9 protein-coding genes and 2 other RNA genes are annotated in these 12163 nt (G+C 64.1%); 5 read left to right on the top strand and 6 right to left on the bottom strand.

All coding sequences use genetic code 11. The annotated features are described in order from the left end of the window. Positions 1-61: 61 nt before the first annotated feature. Positions 62-137, top strand: a non-coding RNA gene (locus ACCQ06_RS16360) — sX9 sRNA. Positions 138-141: 4 nt separating this feature from the next. Here the strand turns inward: ACCQ06_RS16360 and ACCQ06_RS16355 are convergent. Genes ACCQ06_RS16355 through ACCQ06_RS16345 form a run of 3 tightly spaced genes read right to left on the bottom strand, consistent with a single transcriptional unit; the run spans position 142 to position 4303 of the window. Further along, positions 142-1920, bottom strand: a complete 1779-nt coding sequence (locus tag ACCQ06_RS16355) for a hypothetical protein (protein ID WP_316687314.1) — start codon at positions 1918-1920, stop codon at positions 142-144. Next, complete coding sequence (locus ACCQ06_RS16350) at positions 1917-2489, bottom strand: sigma-70 family RNA polymerase sigma factor (RefSeq protein ID WP_316687312.1); 573 nt, start codon at positions 2487-2489, stop codon at positions 1917-1919. The genes ACCQ06_RS16355 and ACCQ06_RS16350 overlap by 4 nt, the downstream gene beginning before the upstream one ends. A 29-nt stretch (positions 2490-2518) precedes the next feature. Next, complete coding sequence (locus ACCQ06_RS16345; RefSeq protein ID WP_316687310.1) at positions 2519-4303, bottom strand: vWA domain-containing protein; 1785 nt, start codon at positions 4301-4303, stop codon at positions 2519-2521. 415 nt (positions 4304-4718) lie between these two features. Between ACCQ06_RS16345 and ACCQ06_RS16340 the strand changes: the two genes are divergently transcribed. The 3 genes from ACCQ06_RS16340 (at position 4719) to ACCQ06_RS16330 (ending at position 6725) form a co-directional block, all read left to right on the top strand. After that, a non-coding RNA gene (locus ACCQ06_RS16340) (sX9 sRNA) lies at positions 4719-4793 on the top strand. A 139-nt stretch (positions 4794-4932) separates the two neighbouring features. Then, entirely contained in the window at positions 4933-5997 is a 1065-nt protein-coding gene (locus ACCQ06_RS16335) for a glycosylasparaginase (protein ID WP_228323966.1), read from the top strand. After that, entirely contained in the window at positions 5994-6725 is a 732-nt protein-coding gene (locus tag ACCQ06_RS16330; RefSeq protein WP_316687307.1) for a copper homeostasis protein CutC, read from the top strand. The genes ACCQ06_RS16335 and ACCQ06_RS16330 overlap by 4 nt, the downstream gene beginning before the upstream one ends. A 134-nt stretch (positions 6726-6859) precedes the next feature. Here ACCQ06_RS16330 and xopL read toward each other — a convergent pair whose 3' ends face one another. Both xopL and ACCQ06_RS16320 read right to left on the bottom strand, forming a co-directional pair. Continuing rightward, positions 6860-8542, bottom strand: a complete 1683-nt coding sequence (xopL, locus tag ACCQ06_RS16325) for a type III secretion system leucine-rich repeat domain-containing effector XopL (protein ID WP_316687305.1) — start codon at positions 8540-8542, stop codon at positions 6860-6862. 351 nt (positions 8543-8893) lie between these two features. Further along, positions 8894-10033, bottom strand: a complete 1140-nt coding sequence (locus ACCQ06_RS16320; protein ID WP_316687303.1) for a sialidase family protein — start codon at positions 10031-10033, stop codon at positions 8894-8896. 111 nt (positions 10034-10144) lie between these two features. On the opposite strand from ACCQ06_RS16320, the gene ACCQ06_RS16315 reads away from it, so the two are divergent. Continuing rightward, the gene (locus ACCQ06_RS16315; RefSeq protein WP_228323969.1) at positions 10145-11524 is read left to right on the top strand and encodes an alpha-L-fucosidase; all 1380 of its coding nucleotides are present in this window, start codon (positions 10145-10147) and stop codon (positions 11522-11524) included. A 358-nt stretch (positions 11525-11882) separates the two neighbouring features. On the opposite strand, the gene ACCQ06_RS16310 is transcribed toward ACCQ06_RS16315, so the two are convergent. Next, positions 11883-12086, bottom strand: coding sequence for a hypothetical protein (locus ACCQ06_RS16310; RefSeq protein WP_104616136.1), 204 nt, complete (start codon positions 12084-12086; stop codon positions 11883-11885). Positions 12087-12163: the final 77 nt, after the last annotated feature.

Genomic DNA, 12163 nt, shown 5'->3' with positions numbered 1-12163 from the left:
GCGATAGCGGATGCTGGCGATAGTGCGGCATCGACCGGCGCGACCGGTGGTCGTAGTCGACATGGACCACCTTGACACTCCGATTCCTGTGCGCCGTCCAGAGCCGCCTGACGTCTGTTCGCTACGTTTTGTTGGCGGCACTCACTTCGGTTGCGTTGGGCTCACCGTTTCGACGCGCACGCGGTCGGTTGGCAGCCGTGGGTCGCGGGCGATGTCCAGCTGCGCCGGTACATTGCGCTGGCTGGATGCCTTGCGCAGTTGATCGAGCCACTGTCGGAACGCGTTCGCCGCGGGATCTGCCGTCCAGATACGCAGCTGCACCGGCCCACGTTGTCCGGCAGGCAGCGCGTGGTCGAGCCACGTATCCGGCGAGGTCGTCAACGCAAGCAAGTGCACCGGCGTGGAGGATCTTGCGGCATCGTCTGCGGCGCTGGCTTGCGGAGCAGCCACTGTCGATACCGGCCCGGGAGCCTGCGCTGCGGTGTGTTGTTGCACGCGTTGTTGCGTGGCAGCGTCTTTCTGCAATGGTGCGCGTTTGATCGAGGCGCGCGACAGTTGCGCATCCTGAGGCGCCCGGGAGACCACTGCAGCGGCTGGCGTGGAGTGCGCAGGGTTCCCCGTGTCCAATTGCCCGAATGGCTGCATGTCGTTTGCCGGTGTCGCAGCGGCAAACGCAGGCGCAGCTGCCGGCTTCGGTTTGCTGCGTACGCGTGCCTGCGCGGCAATGGCGGTATCCGGCACAGTGGCGTTGCGATTTGCGGACGAAGACGGCATCTCGGCGACTGATGCGCTGACGGACGGCGCAACCGGTGCAGGTAGCGCCGGCAGCGCGAGGTCGGCGGCAGGTGCTGCTGCGATTGGCGCGGGTTCGGAAGGTGCTGCGGGCGGCGCCGGGGGAGCCGGAACGACAACCAACGACTCCACAGGTTGCGCGGGCGCGGGCATCGGCGGTGGCGCAAACGCTGGCGGCGGCGGGGCAGAAGCGGGTTGACGCATGCGTTCTTCGACAGTGCCATCAGAATCTGTTGACGTTGACGTTGACGTTGATGCGGGCGCGGGCGCGGGCGCGGGCTCTGGCTGCGGGATCTGAGGCAGCGGTGTCTGATTGTCCGGGGCCGATCTTGTTAGCTTTTCTGCGTCCGCCTGGGCTCGATCGGCTGGCGCAGCCGTCGCCGGTGCGGCTTCCATTGACGCTGCTGGCGGCGTAGTCGCCTGCCATTGCAGGCCGACGCCGACCGCCAGGGTGACCGAGGCCGCCAGCGCCAATGCCGGCATCCAGCGCTGGCGGCGTGCGCGACGCGCGACAGGGGGATGCGCACGCGTTGCATCGTTTGCTTGCGCTGCATCGCCGGTCTGCGCGGCATGCGAGGTGATCGGTGACGTCGCTGCAACCAGCACTGGAGCCGGCGACGTATCACCTGGTGCAACGCCGGAGGACGAGCGACTCGCCGTCTGCGTCGCCTCCACTGGCGCAGTGCCATCACCCACAGGCGCTCCGGCGCCATCGTTCTCCCGCAACGCAGGCGCGCCTGTGCTCGGGACCTGCTGCTGCTGCTGCAACCAGGCACGCGTGCTGTCGTGTATCGGCGCACCCAGTGCCTGCGCCGCGTCGTCGCCGTCTGCCAGTCGTGCGTGGATGGCGGCGCGCTGTGCGGCCTGCGCTTGCTCCGCCTGCGCGGCAGCGGCAGCGAAGATGGCGCCCATCGTTGCTGGTGGTTCGAACTGTAAGGTGTCTGCTGCGTCTGCCGATGTTGCCTGCGCCGATGCAGGCGCAGCGGCATTGCGCGTGCTGTCGGCCTGCGCAGCGGCCTGCGCAAACCACGCTTGCATGCGGTCGGGCGGTACATAGGCCGGCAAGGCACGCAGCAACGCGGCCAGGCCATCTTCGCCAGCAATAAAGCGCTCGAATAGTCTGCTCATTGCGCGGCGTCCAGGCTCAGGCGCAACTTGGCAAACGCATAACGCAGCCGGCTTTTGACGGTCTCGAAGCCTTCGCCGACCACCTGTGCGATGTCTTCGATGGCCAAACCTGAGAAGAACCGCAGCACGACCACTTCGCGTTGTGCATCGGGCAAGGCCATCACCGCGCTGCGCACCCGATGTTGCTGCTGGCCCAGCATTGCCAGCTGCTCGGTGGACAGGTCGTCGTCGGGCAGGTGCAGATGGCTGTCGTCCAACGGCACCGAGGTGGCGACGTAAGCACTACGACGCGTGTCGATCCACGCATTGCGCGCGATCTGGAATAGAAAACTGCTGAAGGCGGCTTGCTCGGGGCGGTAGTCGCTGCAGCGGGTCATCAGCTTGAGCCAGGTCTTCTGTGCCAGGTCTTCGGCCTCGCCGACATTGCCCTCGCATTGCCACGCCAGAAAATTGAACAAGGCACGGTTATGCCGCTTGAACAGCTCGGTGGCCGGCTGTTCGACAAAGCCATTGGCGACGAGGAGCATGAGCTCCTCGTCGGGGAGATGCGCAAGATCGGGAGGATGCATGCGCGCAGTATAGGCAACCGCTGCGCGCATCAGTCGGTGGTGGCGACCGGCCGGCTGCTCAGCGTTTCGGCCTGCTGCACCATGCGCAGGAAGTCGGCGCGATAGCCGAAGCGGTCCTTGCCGATGCTGCCTGCTGCCAAGGCGCGCAGCTGCGGATAATCCCAACCGTGCAACTGGTTGCCGCCGCGCAGACGTTGGCCGAAACCAGCGACCGCTGCCGCAAACCGGAACGCGTCGCTGGAGGCGTTCAGTGCAACCTGCTGGTCGCTGCGGATGACGGTGTCCATCAGGCGGCTGCGGTGCGCGTCCGGCAATTTGTAGCGCAGCTTGAGATGGGCAAGCTCGTTGCCGTTGTCTGCGGCCGGGCGTTTGGCTTTAGTGGCATAACGTAGCGGGTCGACCGAGGCTTCACCGCGCGCTGGGGTGATTTCATACAGCGCGGTGACGCTGTGGCCTGCGCCGATGTCGCCAGCGTCGACCTGGTCGTTTTTGAAATCTTCGCGGCGCAGTGCGCGGTTTTCATAGCCGATCAGGCGGTATTCCTGCACGGTGGCCGGGTTGAACTCGACCTGGATCTTGACGTCGCGCGCGATGGTTTCCAGCGTGGCGCCCAGTTCGTGGGTCAATACCTTGCGCGCTTCCAGCGGCGAATCGATGTAGGCGTAGGCACCGTCGCCGGCGTCGGCCAATTGCTCCATCAAGGTGTCGTTGTAGTTGCCGGTGCCAAAGCCGAGCGTGGACAACGCCACGCCGGAACGGCGCTTTTCGGCCACCATGCCCTTGAGCGTATCGAAGTCGGTGACGCCCACATTGAAGTCGCCATCGGTGGCCAGCAGGATGCGGTTGATGCCGCCACGCAGATAGCTCTGCTGCGCTGCCTTGTACGCCAGCTCGATCCCGCTGGCGCCGGCAGTGCCGCCGCCCGATTGCAGGCTGTCGATGGCTTCGACGATGCGTGCTTGCTGATTGCCGGATGTCGGCGGCAACACCACGGCGGTGTTGCCGGCGTAGGTCACCAAGGTGATGCGGTCCTGCGCGCGCAGTTGACGTGTCAGCAGCTTGAGCGAGGACTGCAACAGCGGCAGCTTGTCGGGCGCATCCATCGAGCCGGAGACGTCGACCAGGAACACCAGGTTGGCTGCCGGCATGGCAGACGCGGCGACATCGCGCCCGGTAATGCCGATGCGCAACAGCACGCTGCTCTTGTTCCAGGGTGTGGGCGCCAGTTCGGTACGCACGGCAAACGGTTGGCTGTCGCGGGGTGTGGGGTCGTCGTAACGGAAGTAGTTGATCATCTCTTCCACGCGCACTGCATCGACCGGCGGCAGGCTGCCACTGGTGAGATAGCGCCGCACATTGCTGTAGCTGCCGGTGTCGACATCGATGCTGAAGGTAGACACCGGATTGTCTGCGGCCTGCACGACCGGGTTGTCGTTGAGGGTCTGGTAGGTTTCGCGATTCTCGGCCGGTGTTATCGACGCAATGGGTGGTGCGGGCATGGACCGATCCGGCAGTGCGCGCTTGGCCATCAGCGTGGCCGCAGGTGCTTGCCGCGCAAGTGCGCCATTGGCACTCTGCGGCGCCGCGGGTGCTGGCGGGCTGGGCGCATAGACCATGTCAGCCTGGCTTGGTTGTATCGGTGCAGGATCCGCGAGCACGGGTGGATGCGCAGGTTCGGGTTCGGCTGCGGGCGTATACGCGATCTCGCCGGTGTAGGGGGGCGATGACGGCGGGTCGCCAACGACGGGTGCGGTGGGTTCGTGCGAGCAGGCGCTCAGCAACAGGGCGAGCGCGAGAAGGCTGTGACGTGGCATGGGAATCCTTTGCGTGGCGATGACGAAGTGGGTAACAACCAGACAGCCCGAGGTCGCCGTGCACTGCGCCTCTGTAGGTAAAACGGGCCAGCGCGGGAAATGGGGTTAACTGAAGAAAGATTTTTTGCGATGGGCTTGCGATTGGGTTTGGCGATAGCTGGTGCTGCTTCGTGGCTGCCGCCTGCGGGCACCTGGTCCGCCCACCGCAATCCCTTTCCCGTGGGCAGAAGTTCGTACCTCTGCATGATTGCCGGGAGGTGAGGAGTTCTGCTGGGAGGCTGGAGTCTCTACCTGCCGGACGTCGGCGTACCGCACCGGATAGGACGCGCAACAACTGCACGCCAGCCAGAGAGAAGAGCGGCTAACACAACCACTTCGCTCACCACCAGGCGGCTACGACCGATGCCCGGTGCGGCTGCCACTCGTTCACTCCGGCTCTGAGCGCGCCATCCACGCCTACCTGACGACCACTCGCTACTTTTGGCCAGCCGCGCTAAGCCAGGCGCGGTTGTGCATGGATCCGCACCGGTTGCGCACGGCAATGCGGTTTATCCGCAGCCAGCGCTGTCGCATGATGGGAGGCTGCGGCGCGGTGCGCGGCATCTGTTTCCGTCATGGAGTTCGCCTGGATGATTCAACGTCGTCATTTCCTCAAGAGCGCCACGCTGGGCGCCATTGCTTCCGGCCTGGCCGGCTGGGGCGCGCGTGCGCAGGCCGCAGCGAAATCCACCGCAGCGGGGCGCCCTGCGGCCTTGCCGGCGGGCGCGCCACGGGTGATCTCGACCTGGGATTTCGGCGTGGCCGCCAATCAGGCCGCGTGGAAGATCCTGAGTGCCGGCGGCATCGCGCTGGATGCGGTGGAAGCGGGCGTGCGCGTGCCCGAAGCGGACCCGACCAATCCCACCGTCGGCCTGGGCGGGTATCCGGATCGCGATGGTCGGGTAACGCTGGATGCCTGCATCATGGATCACCTGGGCAATTGCGGCGCAGTGGCATCGCTGGAAGATGTGGTGCATGCCATTTCGGTGGCGCGCGCGGTGATGGAAAAAACCCCGCACGTGATGCTGGTCGGCGATGGCGCGCGGCAGTTCGCGCTTGAGCAGGGATTTGCGCCAACCAAGTTGCTGACGCCAAGTTCGGAAGCGGCGTGGAAGCAGTGGCTGAAGACGTCCAAGTATTCGCCCGAGGCCAATGTGGAAAACCGCGCGTGGCGCGACGCCAAATTGCCCGGCGGTAAAGACAATCACGACACCATCGGCATGTTGGCACTGGATGCGCACGGCAATCTGTCCGGTGCCTGCACCACCAGCGGCATGGCGTGGAAGATGCACGGCCGGGTTGGCGATAGCCCGATCATCGGTGCCGGCTTGTACGTGGATAACGAGGTGGGCGGCGCGACCTCCACCGGCGTGGGCGAAGAAGTGATTCGCAATGTCGGCAGTTTTGCGGTGGTGGAAATGATGCGCCAGGGCAAGTCGCCGGCCGACGCCTGCCGCGAGGTGGTGATGCGGTTGATCCGCCGCAAGCCGGAACTGACGCGCACGTTGCAGGTCGGGTTCTTGGCGATGAACAAACGTGGCGAAGTGGGCGCGTTTGCGATCCAGAAAGGCTTTAGTTACGCGGTGTGCGATGCAACCCGGCAGGACCTGCTGGTGCCCGGCGAAAGTCACTACAGCCAGGAGCCTGCTGCGTGAGCGCGCCAGGTCTGGAGGTTGCCGCCGACTCGGTGGGCTCGGCGTTGGCCGCGCAAGACGGCGGTGCGATGCGCGTGGAACTGTGTGGCGGGCTGGATGGCGGCGGGTTGACGCCCTCTTACGGCACGCTGGCGGTGGTGCGTGAGCGTTTGCAGATTCCGCTGTATGTGTTGATCCGCCCGCGCGTGGGCGACTTTGTGTTCGATGCGGACGAAGTCGAGGCGATGCGCAGCGATGTAGAGCAGTGCGTACGACTAGGGTGCGATGGCGTGGTGTTGGGCGCGCTGGATCGGCATGGCCAGGTCGATATGGCCACGATGCGTGTGTTGATCGACGCCGCCGGATCGCTGGGGGTGACCTTCCATCGCGCGATCGATGTGAGCGCCGACCCGGTACGCGCACTGGAGGACGCGATTGCGCTGGGCTGCGAGCGCGTGCTGACCTCGGGGGCGCGAGCCAGCGCTCTTGAAGGTGTCGACACCATTGCCGCCCTGGTGCGTCAAGCGGGCGAGCGGATCAGCGTCATGCCCGGTGCCGGACTCTCCGAGAGCAACCTTCGCACCGTGCGGCAGCAAACCGGCGCCCACGAATTCCATGCCTCGGCGCGTAGCGTGATTGCCGCGCAGGTGCCGGCGCCGCATCCGTATATCCGCGATCTGGGAGGCGACTACCAGCGCACCGATATCGTGCGGGTAAAGCAGATGGTGGATGCGTTGCAGCACGGTTGAGAAACGTGCAACGCGCAGTGTCGCCGGGGCAGCCGCTGCCTGACTTGCTCAAGCACGATGCCAGTGACGCCCGATTCTTTCCATGCCTGTCACGCTTGGCGCCACGGATGGCGTGGATGTTCTGAGGTTATTCGCTACTCGCTATCCGAGTCTTCGTGCGCGCGCTCGGGAATATGCAGCGTGAAAGCGGGAAAGCGTGCCCGGTCCTCCGGGTGCGCCGCGACAAGCAACTCGCGGGTCTTCCACATCTGGACCGCCTTGGCCAGCGCCGCTGCGTCGATGTGGGTTCCTTCGTCATAAACGTGCTTGCCGAGATGATCGACAATGCCCAGGTGTGCGCTTTTTTGCGCCTTCCAGTTGCTGACGTTCATGTAGTGGCGGCTTAGGCCTTCCTGCGTCGGGTCTTCGACTCTGGGGGATGGGCCTGCCATGTTGTTCACCCTTGTCAGGAAATGGCGATCCCTGCTTTCTTCCAGCATTTTCTTCAGTGCCGGGATCTGGCCAAACGTGGTGGGAGTTGCGTCAAGTCGTTTTTCTGGAAGATAGGATGGAGCGTTTTCGAGAAACGGGTTTCTTTCATCGTCGATGACTGCGCTCAGCATGGCCTGTGCGGTCTCGTCGATACGTTTGAGCGCATCCTCGTTTCGCAGGTCGGCTGCAACGACCGAGGACGATGCGCTGGCTCCATCGCCTGCGACGGCAGTCGAGGGGCCGGCGGCAGCTGCGCCAGTCCGCTGAGGTTCGGCTGGGCGCGCAATCAGGCGATAAAGGTTGAGCTGCTCCTGTAAATGTGCAGGAGCCAGGATGAGGCAGCTGGCAGGCAATCTGGCGATCGACGAGGGCAGTCTGGTCAGATTGTCGCAACCTTGCAGATCGAGTTCTTCGAGTTGCGTGAGTTTGTGAATGTCCAGTGGCAGTGTGGCCAAGTTGCTGCAGTCTTGCAGGTTGAGTTTCTTCAACGGCGCATTGCCGCCGAAAATCGGAGGATAGTTGCGTAGTGCTGTGCAGCCTTGTAAATCCAGTTTTTCCAACTTGGGCATGTGATGGATGGCTACGGCAATGGTGGACAACGGCGCATTGCGTACCCGTAGCGTTCTGAGATTTTCAAGGCCGGTGATGGAAGCCGGAAGCGATTTAATTCCGGTATTTATCAACTGCAATGTCTGCAGGTTGACCAACCCCTCGCGCTGGCCGGATGCATTGGCGCTCCCAAACTGCTGGGGGAGTTCCTTGAGCTCTGGGCAATTGAGGATGGATAGCTCGCGTAATCGGTTCAGGCTTGAGATGGATGCAGGCAGCGAGCGAATCGGATTGTGCGCAAGCGTCAAGATCTCCAGACCCGCAAGCTCCCGCATCGACTCCGGAAGCTCAATCAACCCGGTTGCGTTGATGGTCATGCGCTGCAGCCGAGAAAGACGGTATGTCTGCTCGGGGAATCGTGGAAGGGGCACCGAGTGCAGCTCCAGCGATGTGCACCCCGGTTGGGTTGCATCCGCCAGCATCTTGGCTGTCGCTTTCAATGCCCGCGCTGTTCTTGTCTTGATCGCCGAGTTGTTCCTGTTGGCCTGGCGCCACGCGCCATGCCATCGGCTGCGATCTGCGTTGCAGTGTTTTTGCCATTGCAACAAGACGTCTTGATAAGGGCCAAGCGCTGGGCTGCCCTGTAATCGCGAAGCGTCGTCGGTAGGTGCCACCGGGAGGCGCATCGGCCACGAGCTTGGCGAAGCTGTCGCCACGGACTGAAAACGGCGGCGTTCTGCGTCGCTGAGCCGTGGCAGGTCCGGTGCCTGTAAAGGATCTGCAGGCTGCTCGTTCATCGGCACGGAGCTGCCGGATCCGCCCGGAGGGGACGCAACGTCGAAGGTGGCCGGCTGGCTGGAGGTCTCAGCGGAGGCGAACGTGGCTGGCCGACGACCAGGCCGGTAGCCGGGCACATACCGGAGCAGACCACCGAGCGGGCCTGCAGGCTGCGCGGGCGAAGGGGGAACGGTTGGGTGGTCGCGTGGGATCGCCGCTGGATCGGACGCCTCCTCCGGCAGTCTCGCTTGGGTGTCAGGTGGCCGTGCTTGATCGACGCGTCTCATCGCATTCCTCGTCTCGTCCGTCGTGCTCGCCGGAAATGATCAGCATGCAACGCACTGCGCGAACACCGGGGCGCGAAGCCATCGTCAGCGGGACGAAGTGGCGGTGGCGTGGCTGCATGCGGTTGTGCGGTGCTCAGACAGCACTGCGGCGGCGGGCGTCGCTGCGACAAGCCGCGCCGGATCGACCACGACATGCTTGATGCGCTGCCGCTTCCAGGTGTAGCTGATGTGCACCAGCCCGTCGCGGGTCTGGATCACTGCCGGATACGAGAATTCGTCCTTTGCGCTGTCTTCCAGCGTCAACACGCGTTGCCAATGCAGGCCATCGTCGGACGCCGCCACGGCCAGGGTGCCGCGCCCGTCCCACCAATCCTTGCCGGCAATGCCCGGGTTGTAGACCAAGAGCGAGCGACCATCGCGCAGGGTCACCGCATCGGTGCCGGAGTTGGGATTGTCTACATCGAGCAACTGCATCGGTTGCCAATGCAGGCCGCCATCGTGCGAAAAGGTGCTGAAAAGTTTGTTCTGCTGGCTGCGGCCCAGCGCCTGCAAGCGGCCATCGGCGTGCAGCAACAGACTGGGCTGGATCGCACCGATCACGCGGGGGGCGTTGAGCGGCATGCCGCGCTGCCAATGCTCGCCGTCGTCGTCGCTCCACTCGAGATGCGCGCGCCAACCGCGGTCTTCGCTGCTGCTCGGTGCCAGGATGCGCCCACTCGGTAGTTGCAGCGGTTTGTTCTTGATCGGCCCAAGGATGCCGTTGGGCAGCGGCTGCGGCGCAGACCAATGCGCTCCATCATCGGCCGAGGTCATGCGCAGCCCCCACCACTGCCGGGGGTTGTGGCCGAGCTTGTAATACAGCTGCACCGGGCCGGTGGTCGATTGAAACAGCACCGGGTTCCAGGCCGGCACGGTCGCGCCCTGCGTGCCGGCACGCGTGCCATCGGCGATGCGGCGCGGTGGCTGCCAATGCTGCGCATCGCGCTGGGTCAGCCAGATGCCGACGTCGGCTGCGCCTTCGTGCGCGCCCCCGAACCAGGCCGCCAATAGGTGACCATCGCGGGTTTCAAGCAAGGTGGACGCGTGCGCCTGCGGGGTGGGTGCCGGGTCGGCGATGAACTCGCTGAGCACGATTGGCGAGGGCGGCGATGCGGGTGTTTGTGCCCCCGCGATACCGGTGGCGAGGCTGGCAACAAGGCCGATCAGCAGGCGTGGCGAATGCATCGTGGTCCAGTCCTGTGCGGATTTTAAAGATACCTATTTATCATCTATTAAATACCATATGCTTTGGTCATCCCAGGCGGCCGTGGTCGCCGACCACTGCGAGGACCCGCGATGTCATCACACCCGCTCTCCCCGTTGCGCTGGCTGGCCGCACTTGGCCTCACCGCGCTGACCCTGCCTTCGGCCATGGCGCAAAACTTTGCCGAGGTCAAACCATCGCCGCAGCAGGTTGCCTGGCAGGATCTGGAGTTCGGCGTGATCGTGCATTTCAATCCCAATACCTGGCTCGACCAGGAATGGGGCGACGGCACCGCCAGCGCAAAGACCTTCAACCCGTCCAACGTGGACCCGGGGCAATGGGCGCGTGCGGCCAAATCTGCCGGTGCCAGTTACGTGATTCTGGTGGCCAAGCACCATGACGGTTTCGCGTTGTGGCCGACCGCCGAAAGCAATTACTCGGTGAAGAACAGCCCGTGGATGGGTGGCAAGGGCGACCTGGTCAAGCTCACCAGCGACGCGGTGCGCAAGGAAGGCATGGGCTTTGGCGTGTACCTGTCGCCGTGGGACCGCCACGAGCCCAAGTACGCCGATTCCAAGGCCTACGACAAGTTCTATGCGGCGCAATTAGTGGAGCTGGCCTCGCATTACGGCCCCATCACCGAATGGTGGCTGGATGGCGCCGGCAGCGCGGGCCACGTGTACAACTTCGACAAGTACATGGAAGAGCTGCGCACCTATCAAGCCAATGCGATGGTGTTTGCCGACACCGCCTTGTTCGAATACGGTGACGTGCGCTGGGTGGGTAACGAAGCGGGCTTTATCGAAGGCGAAAACTGGAATGTGATCGATCGCCACGGCTATCTGCGCTGGCGCCCGGTGGAAGTGGATACGCCGCTGCACAAGCTGCAATGGTTCTGGCATCCCAACAGCGATCAGACGCTCAAGAGCGTGGATGAGCTGATGGAAATCTGGGAAAAGAGTGTGGGTCTGGGCGGTCAGCTGGTGCTGGGTATCGCACCGGACAAGCGCGGCTTGCTGCCCGATGCCGATGTCGTGCGGCTGCAGGAGCTTGGTCAGGCGATCAAGGCACGCTACGGCGCCGACAAGAATCTGGTAGCCGGCAATCTCAAGAAAACCGACGGCATCGACGCCGCGGTGGATGGCGACCGCGACAGCTTCTGGAGCGCGCCGGCCGGCTCGCATCACGCGGTGCTGGAGCTGCAATTCAAGCAGCCGGTGACCTTCGACAGCGCCATGAGCATGGAGTGGATCAACGGCGGCCAGCAGGTGCAGAAGTACGCGGTAGAAGCATGGCAGGACGGTAAGTGGGTGCCGGTGGCCAAGGCGCAGGCGATCGGCCGGATGAAGATCGACCATTTCGCCCCGGTGACCGCATCACGCGTGCGCTTGAACATCCAGTCCAGTGCCGATGCGGTGCATATTCGCGAGTTTCAGCTGTTCAATACCGGCAAGGGTGCGGCCACGCGCTGAGCATCGGGACGGCGGTCATCGGCAGGGCGGCGCTTGCTGCAATGGGAGTGCAGCCCTGCCTGATACGCAGGGGCTGGCGATGACGCTGCTGCGCAAGTGGTCAGCGTGTTGCCGACGCGTGCTTGCGTTGTTGCCGCGGTTGATGGCGTGCTGGTGATGCTCGATCGCTGAAGGCCCATGCTCACGCCAACGCCAACGCATGACGATATGCGCTGCGTTGCGGCCCGCATTCTGGTGTTCGCATGCGGTGTCTGCGCGCGATCGCGGCAGTGCTGCCAAGCGAGTTCAAATAACGCTGCGGGCCTTACGTTCGCAAGCGTCCAAGACCATGACCCGCGTTAGACGCGTTTGGCTGCGCTCAGGCGGCGTTCTCGTCGCGCACCTGCGGTGGCAACAGCGTCTGCGGCTTCTTGGCCGACTGGGTCTGGCACAGGAACGTCATCATGTGCGCCGCTTCGGTGCTGCCCATGGGCTTGTTGTGGAGCTGCTCTGCAAACGCGTGCTGGGTGTGCTCCGGGGCAACGGAGGTGGAATCTTGCGCAACAACGGTGGACGACGACATGCAACGCTCCTGGAACCTGCAATCAGGCCGTCTACGTAGCAACCAAAGCGCCCCCGTAACGGTGTCAGCCGGTGATC

Source organism: Xanthomonas sp. NCPPB 4467 (assembly GCF_041475665.2).
Taxonomy (GTDB): domain Bacteria; phylum Pseudomonadota; class Gammaproteobacteria; order Xanthomonadales; family Xanthomonadaceae; genus Xanthomonas; species Xanthomonas dyei.
The sequence above is the reverse complement of the archived record's forward strand: the minus strand, read 5'-3'. Positions and strand labels throughout refer to the sequence as shown.

Coding starts and splice junctions, on each gene's coding strand:
- ACCQ06_RS16355 (WP_316687314.1), bottom strand. CDS start 1,920: ATGAGCAGACTATTCGAGCGCTTTATTGCTGGCGAAGATGGCCTGGCC.
- ACCQ06_RS16350 (WP_316687312.1), bottom strand. CDS start 2,489: ATGCATCCTCCCGATCTTGCGCATCTCCCCGACGAGGAGCTCATGCTC.
- ACCQ06_RS16345 (WP_316687310.1), bottom strand. CDS start 4,303: ATGCCACGTCACAGCCTTCTCGCGCTCGCCCTGTTGCTGAGCGCCTGC.
- ACCQ06_RS16335 (WP_228323966.1), top strand. CDS start 4,933: ATGATTCAACGTCGTCATTTCCTCAAGAGCGCCACGCTGGGCGCCATT.
- xopL (WP_316687305.1), bottom strand. CDS start 8,542: ATGAACGAGCAGCCTGCAGATCCTTTACAGGCACCGGACCTGCCACGG.
- ACCQ06_RS16320 (WP_316687303.1), bottom strand. CDS start 10,033: ATGCATTCGCCACGCCTGCTGATCGGCCTTGTTGCCAGCCTCGCCACC.
- ACCQ06_RS16315 (WP_228323969.1), top strand. CDS start 10,145: ATGTCATCACACCCGCTCTCCCCGTTGCGCTGGCTGGCCGCACTTGGC.
- ACCQ06_RS16310 (WP_104616136.1), bottom strand. CDS start 12,086: ATGTCGTCGTCCACCGTTGTTGCGCAAGATTCCACCTCCGTTGCCCCG.